The 18,429-nt window shown below is 71.1% G+C and carries 16 protein-coding genes; 11 read left to right on the top strand and 5 right to left on the bottom strand.

Annotated elements, in window-relative coordinates:
• Positions 1-39: 39 nt before the first annotated feature.
• From nrdI to nrdF, 3 genes are all read left to right on the top strand, one after another.
• Positions 40-471: a class Ib ribonucleoside-diphosphate reductase assembly flavoprotein NrdI gene (gene nrdI / locus OHL10_RS09305; RefSeq protein ID WP_265521917.1), complete on the top strand. Its 432-nt coding sequence runs from the start codon at positions 40-42 to the stop codon at positions 469-471.
• 32 nt (positions 472-503) lie between these two features.
• Positions 504-2,609 carry a class 1b ribonucleoside-diphosphate reductase subunit alpha gene (nrdE, locus tag OHL10_RS09310; RefSeq protein WP_265521993.1) on the top strand — a complete coding sequence of 702 codons (2,106 nt, stop codon included), beginning with the start codon at positions 504-506 and terminating at the stop codon, positions 2,607-2,609.
• A 241-nt stretch (positions 2,610-2,850) separates the two neighbouring features.
• Complete coding sequence (nrdF, locus tag OHL10_RS09315; protein ID WP_265521918.1) at positions 2,851-3,831, top strand: class 1b ribonucleoside-diphosphate reductase subunit beta; 981 nt, start codon at positions 2,851-2,853, stop codon at positions 3,829-3,831.
• Between the two features lie 88 nt (positions 3,832-3,919).
• Here nrdF and OHL10_RS09320 read toward each other — a convergent pair whose 3' ends face one another.
• Positions 3,920-4,453 (bottom strand): phosphoribosyltransferase, encoded by a 534-nt coding sequence (locus tag OHL10_RS09320; RefSeq protein WP_265521919.1) that lies wholly within the window; start codon positions 4,451-4,453, stop codon positions 3,920-3,922.
• Positions 4,454-4,564: 111 nt separating this feature from the next.
• Complete coding sequence (locus OHL10_RS09325) at positions 4,565-5,536, bottom strand: FKBP-type peptidyl-prolyl cis-trans isomerase (protein ID WP_265521920.1); 972 nt, start codon at positions 5,534-5,536, stop codon at positions 4,565-4,567.
• A gap of 146 nt (positions 5,537-5,682) precedes the next feature.
• Here OHL10_RS09325 and OHL10_RS09330 point away from each other — a divergent pair, with 146 nt between their 5' ends.
• The 3 genes from OHL10_RS09330 to OHL10_RS09340 all read left to right on the top strand — a co-directional run bounded on the left by OHL10_RS09330 (position 5,683) and on the right by OHL10_RS09340 (position 7,721).
• Positions 5,683-5,982, top strand: coding sequence for a hypothetical protein (locus OHL10_RS09330; protein WP_265521921.1), 300 nt, complete (start codon positions 5,683-5,685; stop codon positions 5,980-5,982).
• Between the two features lie 46 nt (positions 5,983-6,028).
• Complete coding sequence (locus tag OHL10_RS09335) at positions 6,029-6,856, top strand: alpha/beta hydrolase (protein ID WP_265521922.1); 828 nt, start codon at positions 6,029-6,031, stop codon at positions 6,854-6,856.
• A 76-nt stretch (positions 6,857-6,932) separates the two neighbouring features.
• Positions 6,933-7,721: an alpha/beta fold hydrolase gene (locus tag OHL10_RS09340; protein ID WP_265521923.1), complete on the top strand. Its 789-nt coding sequence runs from the start codon at positions 6,933-6,935 to the stop codon at positions 7,719-7,721.
• 30 nt (positions 7,722-7,751) lie between these two features.
• Here the strand turns inward: OHL10_RS09340 and OHL10_RS09345 are convergent, their stop codons facing one another.
• Both OHL10_RS09345 and OHL10_RS09350 read right to left on the bottom strand, forming a co-directional pair.
• Positions 7,752-8,240, bottom strand: a complete 489-nt coding sequence (locus tag OHL10_RS09345; protein WP_265521924.1) for a hypothetical protein — start codon at positions 8,238-8,240, stop codon at positions 7,752-7,754.
• 19 nt (positions 8,241-8,259) lie between these two features.
• A complete protein-coding gene (locus OHL10_RS09350) occupies positions 8,260-9,714 on the bottom strand; it encodes a coiled-coil domain-containing protein (RefSeq protein ID WP_265521925.1) in 1,455 nt (484 codons plus the stop codon).
• A gap of 345 nt (positions 9,715-10,059) precedes the next feature.
• Here OHL10_RS09350 and OHL10_RS09355 point away from each other — a divergent pair, with 345 nt between their 5' ends.
• Genes OHL10_RS09355 through OHL10_RS09365 form a run of 3 tightly spaced genes read left to right on the top strand, consistent with a single transcriptional unit; the run spans position 10,060 to position 13,306 of the window.
• The gene (locus OHL10_RS09355; RefSeq protein ID WP_265521926.1) at positions 10,060-11,292 is read left to right on the top strand and encodes a hypothetical protein; all 1,233 of its coding nucleotides are present in this window, start codon (positions 10,060-10,062) and stop codon (positions 11,290-11,292) included.
• Entirely contained in the window at positions 11,289-12,311 is a 1,023-nt protein-coding gene (locus tag OHL10_RS09360) for a DUF8094 domain-containing protein (RefSeq protein ID WP_265521927.1), read from the top strand. The genes OHL10_RS09355 and OHL10_RS09360 overlap by 4 nt, the downstream gene beginning before the upstream one ends.
• 50 nt (positions 12,312-12,361) lie before the next feature.
• Complete coding sequence (locus OHL10_RS09365) at positions 12,362-13,306, top strand: co-chaperone YbbN (RefSeq protein WP_265521928.1); 945 nt, start codon at positions 12,362-12,364, stop codon at positions 13,304-13,306.
• Between the two features lie 67 nt (positions 13,307-13,373).
• Here OHL10_RS09365 and glgB read toward each other — a convergent pair whose 3' ends face one another.
• On the bottom strand, positions 13,374-15,611 hold the full coding sequence (glgB, locus tag OHL10_RS09370) for a 1,4-alpha-glucan branching protein GlgB (RefSeq protein WP_265521929.1): 2,238 nt from the start codon (positions 15,609-15,611) through the stop codon (positions 13,374-13,376).
• A 131-nt stretch (positions 15,612-15,742) separates the two neighbouring features.
• Between glgB and OHL10_RS09375 the strand changes: the two genes are divergently transcribed.
• Together OHL10_RS09375 and OHL10_RS09380 are read left to right on the top strand one after the other, a co-directional pair.
• Positions 15,743-16,762, top strand: a complete 1,020-nt coding sequence (locus OHL10_RS09375; protein ID WP_265521930.1) for a LacI family DNA-binding transcriptional regulator — start codon at positions 15,743-15,745, stop codon at positions 16,760-16,762.
• A 139-nt stretch (positions 16,763-16,901) separates the two neighbouring features.
• Positions 16,902-18,305 carry an ABC transporter substrate-binding protein gene (locus OHL10_RS09380; RefSeq protein WP_265521931.1) on the top strand — a complete coding sequence of 468 codons (1,404 nt, stop codon included), beginning with the start codon at positions 16,902-16,904 and terminating at the stop codon, positions 18,303-18,305.
• Positions 18,306-18,429 lie beyond the last annotated feature (124 nt).

The raw sequence follows: 18,429 nt of genomic DNA on the forward strand, positions 1-18,429 counted from the left end.
GGGCGTCGGCGCCGGACGGAGCAGGGAGAGGACCCGGACATGGGATCGCTCGTCTACTTCTCCAGCGTCTCGGACACCACGCACCGGTTCGTCCAGCGGTTGGGCCTGCCCGAGCGCGGGATCGACACCCATCGCATCCCCGTCCGGCCGGCTGACGGCTTCCTCCGCGTCGAGGAGCCCTACGTCCTGGTGGTCCCCACCTACGGCGGCGGCAACGAAGGCGGCGCCGTGCCCCGCCAGGTCGTGAAGTTCTTGAACGACACCCACAACAGGTCGTTGATCCGAGGCGTTATCGCCGCGGGCAACACCAACTTCGGCGAGGCGTACTGCATCGCCGGCGACATCATCTCCACGAAGTGCCAGGTCCCGTACCTGTACGCCTTCGAACTACTGGGAACAGCCGAGGACGTCCAGCGCGTCCGCGACGGATTGGGACGATTTTGGCAACGACAGTCACAGATCCCGGCGTGAGCGCCGTGCAGGTGCCACTGGCCGGCGCGGAGATGGACTACCACGCGCTCAACGCGATGCTGAACCTCTACGGCCCCAACGGTGAGATCCAGTTCGACAAGGACCGCCAGGCCGCACGCCAGTACTTCCTGCAGCACGTCAACCAGAACACGGTCTTCTTCCACGACCTCGCGGAGAAGCTCGAGTACCTGGTCGACAACAAGTACTACGACCCCGCGGTCCTCGCGAAGTACGACCGCGCGTTCGTGAAGTCGCTCTTCGAGTTCGCCTACTCCAAGAAGTTCCGCTTCGAGACGTTCCTCGGCGCCTTCAAGTACTACACGTCGTACACGCTCAAGACCTTCGACGGGAAGCGCTACCTCGAGCGCTTCGAGGACCGGGTCTGCATGGTCGCCCTCGGCCTCGCCGACGGCGACGAGCAGCGTGCGCTCGACTTCGTCGAGGAGATCATCTCCGGGCGCTTCCAGCCCGCGACCCCGACGTTCCTCAACGTCGGCAAGGCGCAGCGCGGCGAGCCCGTCTCCTGCTTCCTGCTGCGCATCGAGGACAACATGGAGTCGATCGCGCGCGGCATCAACTCCGCGCTGCAGCTCTCCAAGCGCGGCGGCGGCGTGGCGCTCCTGCTCTCCAACATCCGCGAGCACGGCGCCCCCATCAAGCACATCGAGAACCAGTCGTCCGGCGTCATCCCCGTGATGAAGCTCCTGGAGGACTCCTTCTCCTACGCCAACCAGCTCGGAGCACGCCAGGGCGCCGGTGCCGTGTACCTCCACGCGCACCACCCCGACATCCTGCGCTTCCTCGACACCAAGCGTGAGAACGCCGACGAGAAGATCCGCATCAAGACCCTCTCCCTGGGCGTCGTCATCCCCGACATCACGTTCGAGCTGGCGAAGAAGAACGAGGACATGTACCTCTTCTCGCCCTACGACGTCGAGCGCGTCTACGGCAAGCCCTTCGCGGACGTGTCCATCAGCGAGAAGTACGACGAGATGGTCGACGACTCGCGCATCCGCAAGACGAAGATCAAGGCCCGAGACTTCTTCCAGACGCTCGCCGAGCTCCAGTTCGAGTCCGGCTACCCGTACATCATGTTCGAGGACACGGTGAACCGTGCGAACCCCATCAAGGGCCGCATCACCCACTCGAACCTCTGCTCGGAGATCCTCCAGGTCTCCACGCCGTCGACGTTCAACGAGGACCTGTCCTACGACCACGTCGGCCGGGACATCTCCTGCAACCTCGGCTCGCTCAACATCGCCAAGGCGATGGACTCACCCGACTTCGCGAAGACGATCGACACCTCGATCCGGGCCCTCACCGCGGTCTCGGACCAGACGAGCATCGAGTCCGTGCCGTCCATCAAGCGGGCCAACGACGGTGGCCACGCGATCGGCCTCGGGCAGATGAACCTGCACGGATACCTCGCCCGCGAGCGCATCCACTACGGCTCCACCGAGGGCGTCGACTTCACGAACATCTATTTCTACACCGTCGCCTACCACGCGATCGCGGCGTCGAACCGGCTCGCGATCGAGCGGGGCCAGGCCTTCCTCGGCTTCGAGGAGTCCGCCTACGCCAGCGGCGAGTACTTCACCAAGTACACCGACCAGGTGTGGGAGCCGGCCACCGACCGCGTGCGCCAGCTCTTCGCCGACGCCGAGGTCCACATCCCGACGCAGGACGACTGGAAGGCCCTGGCAGCCTCCGTGCGCGAGCACGGGATCTACAACCAGAACCTCCAGGCCGTGCCGCCGACGGGCTCGATCTCGTACATCAACAACTCCACGTCGTCGATCCACCCCGTCGCCGCGAAGATCGAGATCCGCAAGGAAGGCAAGATCGGTCGCGTCTACTACCCGGCGCCGTACCTGACGAACGACAACCTGGAGTACTACCAGGACGCGTACGAGATCGGGTACGAGAAGATCATCGACACCTACGCCGCGGCGACGCAGCACGTCGACCAGGGTCTGAGCCTCACGCTGTTCTTCAAGGACACCGTGACGACGCGCGACGTCAACCGCGCGCAGATCTACGCGTGGCGCAAGGGCATCAAGACGCTCTACTACATCCGTCTGCGTCAGCTCGCGCTCGAGGGCACCGAGGTCGAGAACTGCGTCAGCTGCATGCTGTGAGCTAGTCGTCGCGTCGTGCGACGTCCACGGCCTCTGCGGAGGGGGTCGCGGGTCTACCATCCGGCCGCTCGTTCCTCGCGGCCTCCCGCCAGACCCGCCATGACCCGCGACCCCCTCCGCGCCGGCCGTTCCCGGCGCAGCTCGTCCGTTCTCGGGGCACCTGTCCGGTGCTCGACGGCGTAGCGTTCGTCCCACAGTTCGTCTCCCGGTCGGTCCGGGTTTAGCAGGAGAGAAGAAGTCGATGTCACCCACGGGGAAGCTCAAGCTCATCGATCGCGTGAGCGCGATCAACTGGAACCGTCTCGAGGACGAGAAGGACCTCGAGGTCTGGGACCGGCTCGTCGGGAACTTCTGGCTCCCCGAGAAGGTGCCGGTCTCCAACGACATCCAGAGCTGGGCGACGTTGACGGAGCAGGAGAAGACGCTGACGATGCGCGTCTTCACCGGCCTGACGCTGCTCGACACGATCCAGGGGACCGTGGGCGCGGTGAGCCTCATCCCGGACGCGCTGACGCCGCACGAGGAGGCCGTGTACACGAACATCGCGTTCATGGAGTCCGTGCACGCGAAGAGCTACTCGTCGATCTTCTCGACGCTGTGCTCGACACGCGACATCGACGACGCGTTCCGCTGGTCGGAGGAGAACCCGAACCTGCAGCGCAAGGCCGAGATCGTCATGGAGTACTACAAGGGTGACTCGCCGCTCAAGCGCAAGGTCGCGAGCACGCTCCTCGAGTCGTTCCTGTTCTACTCCGGCTTCTACCTGCCGATGTACTGGTCGTCGCGCGCCAAGCTGACGAACACGGCCGACCTCATCCGCCTCATCATCCGCGACGAGGCCGTGCACGGGTACTACATCGGCTACAAGTTCCAGAAGGGCCTCGAGAAGCTCTCCCCGGAGGAGCGCGACGAGCTCAAGGCCTACACGTTCGAGCTGCTCTTCGAGCTGTACGACAACGAGGTGCAGTACACCGAGGACCTCTACGACGGCGTCGGCCTCACCGAGGACGTCAAGAAGTTCCTGCGGTACAACGCCAACAAGGCGCTCATGAACCTCGGCTACGAGGCCCTGTTCCCCAAGGACGAGACCGACGTCAACCCGGCGATCCTCTCCGCGCTCTCGCCGAACGCCGACGAGAACCACGACTTCTTCTCCGGGTCCGGTTCGTCGTACGTCATCGGCAAGGCCGTGAACACCGAGGACGACGACTGGGACTTCTGACCCGGTCGCCATTCGACACCGGCACCGGTACCCACAGACACCGACGACCGCCGCCCCGCGAGGGACGGCGGCCGTCGTCGTACACCGGTCAGTCGGCCGGGCGGGGCTGTGCGCCGTCGACTGGCGGGTCCGCCGACCACGGGAACGTGATCCACAGGTCGGTGTCCTTCCACGAGTAGTCCGGCCGGACGATCGAGCGCGGCTTCGTGTAGAGCACCGCCGACCGGGCCTCGGTGCCGTGCCCGTCGAGCATCTCCATCACCAGGGCGAGGGTCCGGCCCGAGTCGGCGACGTCGTCGACCACGAGGACGCGCGACCCCGGCAGCTCGGACGTGTCCATGAGCGGCGGAAGGACGCGCGGGTCCGGCAACGTCTGGCCGATGTCCGTGTAGAACTCGACGTTCAGCGTGCCGACGCCCTTGGTGCCCAGGGCGTAGGCCACGGCGCCCCCGGGCACCAGGCCGCCGCGAGCGATGGCGACGACCACGTCGGGCCGGAACCCGCTCGCCACGACCTGCTCGGCGAGCTCTCGGGCAGCCGCCCCGAAGGCGTCCCACGTGAGGACCTCACGCTCCGGCGCGAGGTCCTCTGCTGCGCCCCTGGCGCCGTCCTGGATCGTCATGCCCCGACTCTACGGCGACTCACCACGACGCACGACGGCCGCCTCCCGACAGGGAGACGGCCGTCGTGCGTGCTGCCGTGACGTCGGTACGTCGCGGCTGCTGCTGAGCGACTACTGCGCCGCGAGGATGTCCACCACGAAGATCAGCGGCGAGTCGGGGGCGATGGAGCCGTCAGGGGTGCCGTCGGCGCCGTAGGCGAGGTCCGAGGGGATGACGAGCAGGACCTGGCTGCCGACCGTCTGGCCGGCGATGCCCTGGGTCCAGCCGGCGATGACACCGGTCAGCGGGAAGTCGGTGGGCGTGCCACGCTCCCAGGACGAGTCGAACACCTCGCCGTCGAACGTCCAGCCGGTGTAGTGCGCCGTGACCGTCTGCTCCTCGGTCACCTCGGCGCCGTCACCGGTGATGAGCGGCTGGACGATGAGCTCGTCAGGAGCCTCGTAGCCCTCGGGAATCTCGATGCTCGGCGTGCCGTCCTCACCCAGGGTGACGGTCGGCAGCCCGTCCTCAGGCTCCACGGCCTCGCCCTCGGCGCGGTCCGGGATGTTCTGCGCGTCGGAGACCTCGACCACGAGCAGCTCGACCGAGCTCGTCCCGTCGCCCATGTCGACCGGGTTCGCGAAGACGATGCGGGCGCCGATCTGCTGACCGGACAGCACCTCGTTGAGCTGCGGGAAGATCGACTGGTCGCCCAGGGTGATCGAGTCGGGCGTGCCGCCCTCCCACGTCGAGCCGTTCTTCTCGCCGTCGGCCCCGTTGTAGGAGACGTAGTCGATGCTGAGCTTCTGGCCGTCCTCGAGGTCGGCACCCGTGCCCGGCGTGTCGAGGATCGCGACCGTGGCCGACACCTCGAACGGGGTCTCGAACTCCACCGTCGGCTCGGAGCCGGCGTCGCCGGTGATCGTGACGGCCTCCAGCGCCGCGATGTCCTCGGGCGACGCCTCGGGGACGTCCGCCGTGGGGTCCGTGGCCGTGGTGGTGGCGTCGTCCGCCGGGGCGTCGCTGTCGGAGCCGCAGCCGGACAGGACGAGCGCTGCTCCGAGCGCGAGCGCGGCGACGCCGCGCGTGGTGCGGTGCTTCACGTGGGGGGTCCTAACGTCGAGGTGGCGCTGTCCGCCAGGTGGTGGCGGGCGCCGGACGCGAACACTCTAGCGGCCGAGGCTGGGAGTCGGCTGGACCCGTCCGCGCCAGCAGGCGGTGACCCTCCCGGAGCGTGGACAATGGGAAGGTGCCGTCACGTCGTCCGTCCCGTCGCAGGCCCCGCGACGGTAGCCACCCGCCGCTCGACCTCGACCGTGCGCTCGGCCAGATGCGCGCGGAGTCCGGGCCCGACGGCGAGTGGTCGGTGCGGACCGTGCGCGGCAGCGAGAAGCAGTACCTGTGCCCGGGGTGCAACCAGCAGATCCCCGCGGGCACCGGCCACGTCGTCGTCTGGCGCAACGACTCCTGGTTCTCGGACGAGCACGCCCTCGGCGAGCGCCGCCACTGGCACTCCGGCTGCTGGCGCGCGCGCGGACGCCGTCGCTGAAGCCCGCAGCCGACGGGCGACGGACGGGCGGTTAGGCTCGGACGTGATGAACGCGCACAGCGCCGCGGGCGCCGCCGAACCGATCCGCTCCCTGACCGTGCTGCCCGCACGCCGGGAGGACATCGAGCTCCACACCGCGGACGGACTGACCCTCGTCGGCGAGCTCGCGCTGCCCGAGGCCGCGCCGCCGGTCGCCACGCTCGTCACCCTCCACCCGCTGCCCACGCACGGCGGCTACATGGACTCGCACGTCTACCGCAAGGCGGCGTGGCGGCTCCCGGCTCTCGCCGACCTCGCCGTCCTGCGGTTCAACACCCGCGGCACGTCCTCGCCCCGGGGGACGAGCGAGGGGACGTTCGACGGCGGCGAGGCCGAGCGGTTCGACGTCGCCGCGGCGATCGAGCTCGCCGAGTTCCGCGACCTGCCCAGGCGCTGGCTCGTGGGGTGGTCGTTCGGCACCGAGCTCGTCCTCAAGCACGGCGCGGACCCGTCGATCGAGGGCGCGATCCTGCTCTCGCCGCCGCTGCACCGGGCCACGGACGCCGACCTCGACCGCTGGGACGCGTTCGGCAAGCCGCTCGTCGTGCTCGTCCCCGAGCTCGACGACTACCTGCGCCCGGACGAGGCCCGCGAGCGCTTCGCACGGGTGCGGCAGGCCGAGGTGATCGGTGTGGAGGGGGCCAAGCACCTGTGGGTGGGGGAGCCGTCGGTGCGTCGCGTCCTCGACGAGATCGTCGCGCACGTCCTGCCCGAGCACCCCGTCCCCCTGCCGACGACGTGGTCCGGCAGCGGTGCCGCCACCGCCGACTCCGACACCGCGGCCAGCGACGAGGCGAGCTACGCGGCGTCGCGCGACGACGGCACGCCCGACTGACCGACCGACCCCGTCGTCTCGACGGAACGACGACGGCACCACCGACCGAGCGACCCACGACGACGAGGAGCACGCCATGACCACCGCACCGCTCGAGCTGTTCACGCTGCAGGAGGGGCACGGTGTGCCGCTGCTGCTGCTGCACGGGTTCCCCCTCGACCACCGCATGTGGTCCGACGTCGTGGCGCACCTCCCGTCGGGGACCACCGTCCTCGCCGTGGACCTGCCGGGCGCGGGGGCGAGCCCGCTCGGGGGCGAGCCGGCGTCGCTCGAGGCGTCCGCCGACGCCGTCGCCACGACCGTCCGTGCGGCCGGTGTCCACCGTGCCGTGGTCGCAGGTCTGTCGATGGGCGGATACGTCGCTCTCGCCCTGGCCGAGCGCCACCCGGAGCTCGTCACCGGTTTGGGCCTCGTCGACACGAAGTCGACCGCCGACACCGACGAGGCACGGGCGAACCGGCTGCGGATCGCCGCGCGGGTGGACTCGGACCAGACGGTCGACGCGGTGCTCGGGATGCCTGGCGTCCTGCTCGGGGAGACGAGCAAGCACGAACGGGGCGGACTGACGGCGCGGCTGGAGGAGTGGATCCGTGTGCAGCGGCCGGGGGGTGTCGCGTGGTCCCAGCGGGCGATGGCGGCGCGGCCGGACCGCACGGCGGTGCTGACCGGGTTCACCGGCCCGGTCGCCGTGGTGGTGGGCGAGGAGGATGCCCTGACCCCGCCCGCGGAGGCGGAGCACATGGCAGCGGCGGCCGGAACGGTCGTCGTGCAGGTGCCGGGGTCGGGCCACATGAGCGCGATCGAGGCGCCGGCCGACGTGGCCGCCGCGCTGGCGGACCTCCACGACCGCGTCCGCGCGGCCTAGCGGGCGCTCGCGCGGGTCGAGACGGCAGGGTCAGGCGCGCTCGAGGACGAGCGCGAGGGCGTCGGCGAGGTCGATCGACTCGCCGTCCCGGCCGCCTTTGCCCAGCACCAGCGGCGGGTCCGACGGCTCGGGGAGCGCGCCGCGCCACCGTGCCCTGAGCCCTCCGGCGACGGTCAGGACGTAGAACGTCCCGTCGGTGCCCACCGCCACCGACTCGTTCCTGCGCAGGTACCAGCCGGTGAGCGGCGTCCGGTACGTCGCCCCGCCCCCGTAGGAGCGGGCGCGCAGCGGGACCGGGTCGAGCCCGCGCCGTCGGGCCTCGGCGACGAACTCCACCAGCAGGCGCGCGGCCGCCGCAGACTCCTGCGCCTGGCGCTGAGCCAGCGCACGCTGCTGCTGCTCGGCGGCCTCGGTGCGTCGCCGACGCCAGGCGGCGGCGTCCTCCGGGGAGGTCGCCGCCGCCTGCTGCTCGTCGTCCTGGGCACCGTTCGTCCCGGTGCCGGGGTCGCGAGGGGTCATCGGGTGGGTCGGACGGCCGTCAGGCCGTCGTCGCCGGGGTGGGCTGCTCGGCGTCCTCCTCGGCAGGCCCGTCGGCCTCGGAGACCTCGGACTCGTCCGAGGCGGCGCTCGGGCGTGTCTTGGCCTTGGCCGCCTTCGCGTCCTCCTCGCCGACGATCGGGAACTCGGCGGTCAGGAGCGTCGCCGCCGCACGGGCGCGCTGCGCCGGCGTGCCGGAGATCGCCGGTGCGGCGGGCTTGGATGCCTTCGCCTGGGCGTCGCCGTCACCGAGCAGGCCCCGCAGCTCGTCGAGGTAGGTGTTGATCGACTCGTGCTGGCGCGTGAGGTCCTCGAGCTGGCGCTGGGCGGCGGCCCGCTGGTGCTCGGCCTCGGCCTTGGCGTCGCCGACGGTCTGGTCCGCGAACTCGCGGGCCTCCGCGACGACCTGCTCGGCGTTGCGGCGGGCACCCGCGATGAGGTCCTTGACGTAGGTGTCGGACTCCGCGCGCACCTTCTCGGCCTGCTCGAGGGCCAGGGCGACACGCTTCTCAGCCTCTGCCGCGTGCTCCTCGGCCGTCGAGACGAGACGGTCGGTCTCCTCCTTGGCGATCCGGTGCCGCTCGGCGTTCTCCTTCTCGGCGGCCTCGCGCTTCGTCGCGACCTCGAGCTCGGCGTCCGCGAGCGCGGTACGAGCCTGCTCGCGCAGCTCCTCCATCTCGGAGGTGACGGCGTTGGCGGCCTCGGACGCGATGCGCTTGGCTTCGGCCACCTGCCGCTCGACCTCCCGGCGGGTGTTCTCCAGCAGTTCGGCGGACTCGCGTTCCGCAGCTTCACGCTGCGCCGCGGTCTCGGCGGCCACCCGTGCTCGGAGCTCCGCGGCCTCGCGCTCGGTGTTCACCCGCAGCTCGGTCGTCTCCCGCTCGGAGGTCGCGCGCAGCGTCCCCAGCTCGCGCTCGAGGCTGCTGCGGCGCTCGCTCTCCTCGGTCGACAAGGCGCTCTGGATCCGGGCGGCCTCGCGCTCAGCGGATCCGACGAGCTCCTCCGCACGGCGCTGGGCGCTGATGAGCGTGCTCTCGGCCTCGGCGCTCGTCGTCGAGCGGATCTCGTCCGACTCCCGACGGGCGGAGGCGAGCAGCTCGCCGACCTCGTTCTCGGCGCGAGAACGCACCTGACCCGCGGAGAGCTTGGCACGCGCCATCACGTCGGCAGCCTGGGAGTTGGCCTGCGAGAGGATGTCCGCCGACTGCTCCTCGGCCGATCGCAGGAGCTGCTCGATCCGTGAGCCGAGCCCGGCGTAGGAGGGGCGGTCGGCTTCCTGGGCGCGACGCTTCGACTCGGTGAGCTCCGTCTGGAGCTGCATCGCGTGCGCGTCGAGCGCCTCGACACGGTCGCGCGCCTCCTCCAGAGCCTTCTCGAGCTTGTGCAGCTGGCTTTCCACCTGCACACGGTCGTAGCCGCGCATGGTGATGGGGAAGAGCGCGCGCTCGTCAGACACGTGTAGACCTCCGATGTGGGCTGGGGCCACGCCGGCGCTGCGATCGTCGCAACGCGTGGTCGGGCGGGGCGATGACAGATCAGATGACCGATCACCGGACTCGTCCCGACGTGTGGTGCTTCGACCAAGGATACGGGGCCGGGTGAAAAACGAGTAGCGGTCGTCCGGACCGACGTGCCCTTCTCCGGCGCGGGGTGGAGGAGCAGCAGGGTGCGGCGCGGATCGTGTCGGTGACCCGCGGCGGGCTCGTGAACGGTGTGTGAGGGATCGTCGCCCGCGCCGCGGCTGTCGATCCTGAGAGCGGTTCGCATCTATTGTAAAAGGTCCAAGACGAAGGGAAGCTCGGTGCTGCAACGAATCATCGCCGCCGTCCTCATCGCGGTCGGAGTGGCCGGGATAGGCCTCGGTATCGCCTCGGCGACCCTCTGGCGCGAGAGCGAGACGGTGGTCGCCTCGACGGCGTACACGGGCGACGCGACCTTCCTGGTCACGGACCCCGGTGTCCTCGACCTCGTGGACGACGAGGTGACGATCACCGCCCGGGTCCCCGGCGAGCAGGGTGTGACGCTCGCGATCGGACGTGACGTCGACGTCGAGGGGTGGATCGGGCCGGACGTCCACGCCGCGGTGACCGGTCTGACGGACTGGGAGACGCTGGCCACCCGGGAGATCGAGCCCGAGCCCGCCGAGGAGCCCACCGACGGTGAGGCCACCGAGGAGCCCGCCGACACCGAGGCGAGCGAGGAGCCGGCCGACGGCGAGGAGCCGGCCACCGACGAGCCCGTCGCTGCCGCCGACCCCGCAGGCTCCGACATGTGGTTCGCCCAGGCGACCGGTGAGGGCACCGCGAACCTCACCTGGTCCGACGAGCCCGGCCGCTGGCGCCTGATCGCCGCCGGGACGGGGGACGACGCCGTGGCGCCGGTCCTCGAGCTCACCTGGCCCCGCGTGGTCTCCACGCCGTGGCTGTGGCCCGGTGTCATCGCCGGCTCGCTCCTCACGCTCGTCGGCCTCGCGCTGCTCGTGGTCTCGCTGCGCTCGCGCGGCGGGTCGTCGAGGCGAGGCGGGGCACGCGGCACGACCGTCGGTGCCGGTGGCACCCCCACGACGGGCGGCACCCCGGGCACCGCCGAGAACGGCGCGCCGGACGGCGTGTCGAACGGCACCCGCTCGCCGGCCGTCGGCCCGGTCCGGCGCTCGACGGCAGATGCGCCGACCCCGACCCTGGACGAGGGCAGCCCGACGACGTCGACCCTCACGCGTCGACAGCTGCGCGAGCAGGCGGAGGCCGAGCGCGCGACGCGCGAGGCCGACTCCCGCAACCGCCCGCGGATGCGGTGGATGACGGGGCAGATCCCGCTCGTCCCGAAGGACCGCCGGCCCGCGACCGCAGCCCAGCCGACGGTGGAGCCCTCTGCGGCCCCGCAGGCGTCGCCGCCGGCCTCGAGCGCCGACGCCTGGCGCAAGGCCTGGGGGTTCCAGAAGACCGGTGGCACGACCGCCGACGCCGCGCAGCCCGACCCGGCGCGCGCGGACGACCCGGACGCCGGGTCCACGACGACCGGAGGAGATCGATGAAGGCCCGCAGCCCCCGCCGCGCACCTCGCACCCTCGGCGGGATCGCCGCGGGTGCCGTGGTGGCGCTCACCCTCGCGGCGTGCGCCCAGCCGGTGCCGACCCCCGACCCGGAGGCGTCCCCGGCGACCCCGCCGCCGGTCCTCACAGAGGCCCAGGACCTCGCGGTGCTCGAGGAGGTCGGATCGGTGCTCGAGGCGTCGGTGGCCGAGAACGACCCGGACCTGCTCGCCCCACGGGTGACGGGCCCGGCGCTCGACATCCGCACGAGCCAGCTCAAGGTCGCGGCGGACCGTGACGAGGAAGCGCTCGTCACCGCTCTGCCGACGGAGGTCCAGCAGCTCGTCGTCCCGACGACACAGACCTGGCCGCGGACGTCGTACGCCGTGAGCGTCCAGCCGGAAGACCTCCAGTCGCCGCGACTGATGGTCTTCGAGCAGGCCGGCGCCCGCGACCCGTACAAGCTGTGGGGCTGGGTCCGGCTCTTCCCGAGCACGACCCTGCCGAGCTTCGCCGACCCGTCGATCGGGAGCGACGCCGTCGGGCCCGATGACGAGAGCCTCGCGCTCAGCCCGGCGGACGCCGTCGCGCAGTACGTCGACGTGCTCAACCTGGGCGAGGACTCCGAGTACGACGAGGACTTCGGCGCGGACCCGTTCCGCACCTTCCTCGAGGAGTACGCCGAGGTGCAGAACGACGCGCTCGAGCCGGCCGACGGCTCGATGACGATGACGTTCGAGGCCGTCTCCGACGAGCCCGTGCGCGCGGTGCGCACCGCGGACGGCGGAGCGCTCGTCGTCGCGCGGCTCACCTCGCGCGAGGCGCGCACCGCGGAGGAGGACGCCGAGATCTCGCCGGCCACCGAGACCGAGCGCTCGCTGTTCGGCGACCGGGACCCGACCAACGAGCTCAACGTGCGCTACATCGACGTCGTGGCGCTCTACGTGCCCCCGGCGGACTCCGACGAGCTGATGCAGGCCGTCGGCTCCGAGCACGTCGCGACGGCGGTCTCCACGGGCTGAGGCGCCGCGCGAATGACGCCGCGGCACGTCGGAGTTCGTACTATGGAGCCATGAGCGAACCCACTCCGCAGTCGACCTTCGACGTGCGCGGCGCCGTCGACCTGGCGGCGCTCGCGCGCCCGCAGTCCCCGCCCCCGGGCGCCCCGGGTGGCGCCCCCGCAGCCGACGGCTACGTCGTGGACGTCACCGAGGAGACGTTCGGCGAGCTCGTCGAGTCCTCGTCGAGCTACCCCGTCGTGGTCCTGCTCTGGCTCCCCACCGACCAGGCGAGCGCGCAGCTCGGCACGGATCTCGGAGCGCTCGCGGCCGAGTACGCCGGGCGCTTCCAGCTCGCCCGGGTGGACGTGCAGGCGGCCCCGCAGGTGGCCGCCGCCTTCCAGGTCCAGGGTGTGCCGACGGTCGTCGCGATCCTGCAGGGCCAGCCCGTGCCCCTCTTCCAGGGAGCGGCCGCCGCCGAGCAGATCCGCGGCGTCCTGGACCAGGTGGTCCAGGCGGCCGAGGCGAACGGCGTCACGGGCCGCGCCCCCGCGCAGGGGGAGACCCCCGTGGCCGAGGAGGAGCAGCCCGAGCAGGAGCCCGAGCTCCCGCCCCTGCACCAGGAGGCGTACGAGGCGATCGAGCGCGACGACCTCGATGCCGCCGTGGCCGCGTACGAGAAGGCCATCAAGCAGGACCCGCGCGACGCGCTCGCGGTCGCGGGGCTCGCGCAGGTCCGGCTCCTGGTCCGGACGCGGGTGGGAGACCTGACGCAGGTGCGCACTGCTGCGGCGGACCGGCCCGACGACGTGGAAGCCCAGCTCGCGGTGGCCGACCTCGACGTGCTCGGCGGCAAGGTCGACGACGCTTTCGCCCGACTTCTCGAGCTCCTGCCGGGTGCGGACGCCGACGCCAAGGAGGCGCTGCGCGTCCGGTTGCTCGAGTACTTCGAGATCGTGGGCGCCACGGACCCACGGGTGGTCAAGGCCCGCCAGCGCCTGGCGATCAGCCTGTACTGACGGCGGCGCCGTCCGCACGAACCCGGCGGCGAGGCGCGTTCGCGCCCCGCCGCCGGTTCTTCGTCTGTCAGTCGACGGGGGTGAGGAAGAGCACACCCAGGGGTGGGACCCGTAGCGGCACCGAGTGCGCCCGGCCCTTCCAGGGCACCGTCTCGGCCTCGACCTCGCCGAGGTTCCCGACGCCCGAGCCGCCGTAGATCTCCGCGTCGGTGTTGAGCAGCTCACGCCACGCGCCGCCGCGGGGGAGCGGCAGGCGGTAGTCCTCGTGCGGCGTGCCGGCGAAGTTCACGACGACGGCGACCTCGCTCCCGTCGCGGGCGCGGCGCACGTAGGCGAGGACGTTGTGGTCCGCGTCGTCCGAGTCGAGCCATTCGAACCCCGCCGGGTCGTGGTCCAGCTCCCACAGCGCGGGCGTCGCGCGGTAGGTGGCGTTGAGGTCGCGCACGGTGCGCAGCACGCCCGCGTGCCCGGCGTCGTCGAGCAGGTGCCACTCGAGGCTCGCGCCCTCGTTCCACTCGCCGCGCTGGGCGAACTCGCTGCCCATGAAGAGCAGCTGCTTGCCCGGGTGCGACCACTGGTAGGCGAGGAACGACCGGACGCCGGCGAGCTTCTGCCAGTCGTCGCCAGGCATCCGCCCGAACAGCGAGCCCTTGCCGTGCACGACCTCGTCGTGGCTGATCGGCAGGACGAACTGCTCCGAGTACGCGTACACCATCGAGAACGTGATCTCGTGGTGGTGGTAGCGGCGGTTGATCGGCTCCTCGGCGACGTAACGCAGCGAGTCGTTCATCCAGCCCATGTTCCACTTGAGGCCGAAGCCCAGGCCGCCGGACGACGTCGGGCGCGTGACGCCCGGCCACGCGGTGGACTCCTCGGCGATCATCATCACGCCGGGCGTCCGGCGGTAGGCCGTGGCGTTGGTCTCCTGGAGGAACGCGATCGCCTCGAGGTTCTCGCGCCCGCCGTGCACGTTGGGGTGCCACTGGCCAGGGCCGCGCGAGTAGTCCAGGTAGAGCATCGACGCGACGGCATCCACCCGCAGGGCGTCGACGTGGAACTCCTCGAACCAGTAGGTCGCGTTGGCGACGAGGAAGTTGCGGACCTCGTTGCGCCCGAAGTCGAAGACGTAGGTCCCCCAGTCGGGCTGCTCGCCGCGCAGCGGGTCCGGGTGCTCGTAGAGGGGCGTGCCGTCGAACCGCGCGAGCGCCCACTCGTCCTTGGGGAAGTGGGCAGGGACCCAGTCCACGACGACGCCCACGCCGGCCTGGTGGAGCGTGTCCACGAGGTGGCGGAAGTCGTCCGGGTGGCCGAACCGCGAGGTCGGGGCGTAGTAGCTCGTCACCTGGTAGCCCCACGACCCGCCGAAGGGGTGCTCGGCGACCGGGAGGAGCTCGACGTGCGTGAACCCCTGCTCGACGACGTACGCGGTGAGCTGCTCCGCGAGCTCGCGGTAGCCCAGGCCCGGCCGCCACGACCCGAGGTGGACCTCGTAGACGCTCAGCGGCCCGTTGTGCGGGTCGGTCGTGCGGCGCGTCGCGATCCAGTCGTCGTCGTGCCACACGTGCTCGGAGGCGACGACGACGCTCGCGGTCGCGGGCGGCAGCTCGGTGCCCTTGGCGAGCGGGTCGGCCTTCTGGCGCCACGAGCCGTCGGGTCCGAGCACCTCGAACTTGTACCGGTCGCCCGCGCCGACGCCGGGCACGAAGATCTCCCACACACCCGTGGACCCCAGCGTCCGCATCGCGTGCGTGCCCGACCAGTGGTTGAAGTCGCCGATCACCCGCACGGCCTGCGCGTTGGGCGCCCACACGGCGAACGCCGTGCCGCTCGTGTCGCCGAGGACGCTCGGGTAGGTGGCGAGGTTCGCACCGAGCACCGTCCAGAGCTCCTCGTGGCGGCCCTCGCGCAGGAGGTGCTGATCGACCTCGCCCAGGGTCGGCAAGAACCGGTACGGGTCGTCGACCGTCGTGGACACGTCGCCGTAGCGGGCCCGCACCCGGTAGTCGGGGGCGTGGCGGACGGTCCCGCCCGCGCCGTCGACCTCCGTCGGGACGGGCACCACGGCGACCCACACCCCGTCCTGCTCGTGGGTCGCGGCGTGCTCTCCGTCCGGCAGGACGACCGTGACCTCGTCCGCCAGCGGGCGCAGCACCCGCACGACGGCGCGCGGATCGTCCGGATCAGGGGACAGGTGCGGGCCGAGGACCGCGTGCGGGTCGAACGCGCGCCCCTGCGCGAGCGCGGCGAGCACCTCGGGGGGGACGACGACGGGTGGCGTGCTGGGAGTTGCTGGTGACCCGGTCATGGGTCAACTTTTCCACGTCACGGCCCACCTCGCCGACCTGGCTCGCCGCGCCGTCGCCCACGGCCTGCGCGAGGTCGTACCGTATCGGTCAAGGAACGTCACCAGCGTCATCAGCATCGAGGAGGCCCGCCGTGGGGCGCATCACCATCGCCGACATCGCCCAGCGCGCCGGCGTGTCCACGGGGGCCGTGTCCTACGCCCTCAACAACCGTCCGGGCGTCTCGAAGGAGACGAGGGCGCGCATCCTCGGTGTCGCGGCCGACCTCGGGTGGGAGCCGAGCTCGGCGGCACGGTCGTTGTCGGGAGCCCGGACCGAGACGGTCGGGCTCGTCCTCGCCCGGCACCCGAGCACCCTGGGCGTGGAGTCGTTCTACATGCAGTTCATCGCGGGGATCGAGTCGGAGCTCTCGCAGCGTTCGTACGCGCTGCTGCTGCAGGTCGTCCCGGATCTCGATGCCGAGATGCGCGCGTACCGCACGTGGCGTGCGGCGCGCAGGGTCGACGGGGTCGTGATGGTCGACCCTCGGATCGACGACCCCCGGGTCGCCCTGCTCGCGGGCGAGGGCGCCCTGCCTGCTGTGGTCGTCGGGGACACGACGCTGGCCGGGGGGCTGACGAACGTCTGGACCGACGACGCGGCGGCCATGCGGGAGTCCGTGCGCTACCTGAGCGCGGTGGGCCATCGCCGGATCGCCCGGGTCTCCGGAGTCCAGAGCTACGGGCACACCTTCATCCGGGACGAGGCGTTCCGCGAGGAGAGCGCCGCGCTGGGGGTCGAGGGCCAGATCGTCCGCACGGACTACACCCCGGGCCAGGGGGCGACGGTCACCCGGGCGTTGCTCACGAGCGCGGACCGGCCGTCCGCGATGATCTACGACAACGACGTCATGGCTCTCGCCGGGCTCGGCGTCGCGAGCGAGCTCGGACTGCAGGTGCCGCAGGACCTCTCGATCATCGCGTGGGATGACTCCCCGCTGTGCGAGGCCACCTATCCCCGCCTCTCGGCACTGAGCCACGACGTGACGAGCTTCGGTGCGCACGTCGCGCGGCGGTTGTTCGCCGTGATCGACGGCGCCGAGGCCGGCAGCTTCCTCGACTCCACGCCGACGTTGCGGCCCCGCGGGACCACCGCGCGACTCGCGGCGGGCTGAGCGGCGAGATCTCACCGTGATCACGGGGCCTTGACTCCGACGAACTTAAGCGCTTCACTATGGGTGTCGCCCACCGCAACCAGGCTGCGACAACGCCAAGCAAACACGGTCAATTGTGCGCAGCTGACAAACTTAAGCGGTGAAGTGGCTTGCGTCGGCTCACGCGGTCGGCGGTCAGGAGCCACGGGTCGACGACGACAAGGTCAACGACGACGAGAGCGAGAAGATCGAGATGGCGAAGACGCACATCCTGCGGGTTGTCGGCATCGGTGCCGCAGCCGCGCTGGTACTGGGCGCGTGCTCGGGCGGCAGCACCGGCACGGGCGAGTCCGACGACGGCAGCATCTCCGGCAGCATCACGGTGCTGACGAACCGGACCGACATCGTCGACTCGGTGTTCGAGGACTACGCCGAACGGTTCCGCGAGGTGCACCCCGACGTGGAGGTCGCGTTCGAACCGGTGACCGACTACGAGGGCGACGTGTCCATCCGCCTCAACACGCGGGACTACGGCGACGTGCTGCTCATCCCGAACACGATCACGAAGGACCAGCTCCCGACGTTCTTCGAGCCCTTGGGGACCGTCGAGGAGCTCGAGAAGACGTACCGGTTCGTCCAGGAGCAGGCGTTCGGCGGCGACGGGTACGGGATCGCCATCACGGGCAACGCTCAGGGCCTCGTCGTCAACACCGCCGTGTGGGAGGCCGCCGGGATCAGCGAGCCGCCCGCGACGCCCGAGGATTTCCTCGACGCCCTCGAGGCCATCGAGCAGGAGACCGACGCCATCCCGTACTACACCAACTACGCGGACGGGTGGCCGCTGAGCCAGTGGCAGGGCAACCGCGGCACGATCGCGGGCACGGAGACCGAGAACCTGCTCGCCGCCTCCGAGGCCCCGTGGACGCCGGGTGAGGAGATGCACGAGCTCGACTCGCTGCTCTACGAGATCGTCTCTCGCGGCCTCGCCGAGCCGGACCCGACCACGACCAACTGGGAGGAGTCCAAGAACCTCCTCGGAAGCGGCCAGGTGGCGACGATGGTCCTCGGTTCCTGGGCCGTCACGCAGATGCGCGACGCCGCCGAGGCGGCGGGTGGCTCGCCCGAGGACATCGCGTACTGGCCGCTGCCTTTCCAGACGGACGGTACGTTCCGCTCCGTCGTCGGTGGAGACTACAAGAACGCGGTGAGCATCCACTCGGAGAACAAGCCGGCCGCCCGTGCCTGGGTCGAGTGGTTCGCCACGGAGTCCGGCTACGCGGAGAGCGAGGGCGGCCTTTCGCCGACCGTCGGCAGCGAGCTCCCCGACACCCTCGCGGCGTTCGAGCCGCTCGGCGTCGAGCTGGTGGAGATCACGCCGGCCCCCGAGGGCGAGGAGGGTCTCCTCTCGGACATCTACAACACGGCCGAGATCGACCTGTGGGGCAACGTCTACCGCCAGCGTCTGATCGACATCGCGCGGGGGGCGGCGGACGGCGACATGGACACCTACTTCGACGAGCTCAACGATCGCTGGGGCGCCGCACGTGCCGGCGTCACCGGCTGACCGGTCCTGAACGAGCAACCACGAAAGAGTCCGGGGCGGCGGCACGTCGCCCCGGACGACAGGAAGGAGCCGTGATGGTCACGGTCACGAGCCCGGCGCCGCAACAGGGCGCGGTCGCCGCGGC

Source organism: Oerskovia flava (genome assembly GCF_026163685.1).
Classification (GTDB): domain Bacteria; phylum Actinomycetota; class Actinomycetes; order Actinomycetales; family Cellulomonadaceae; genus Oerskovia_A; species Oerskovia_A flava.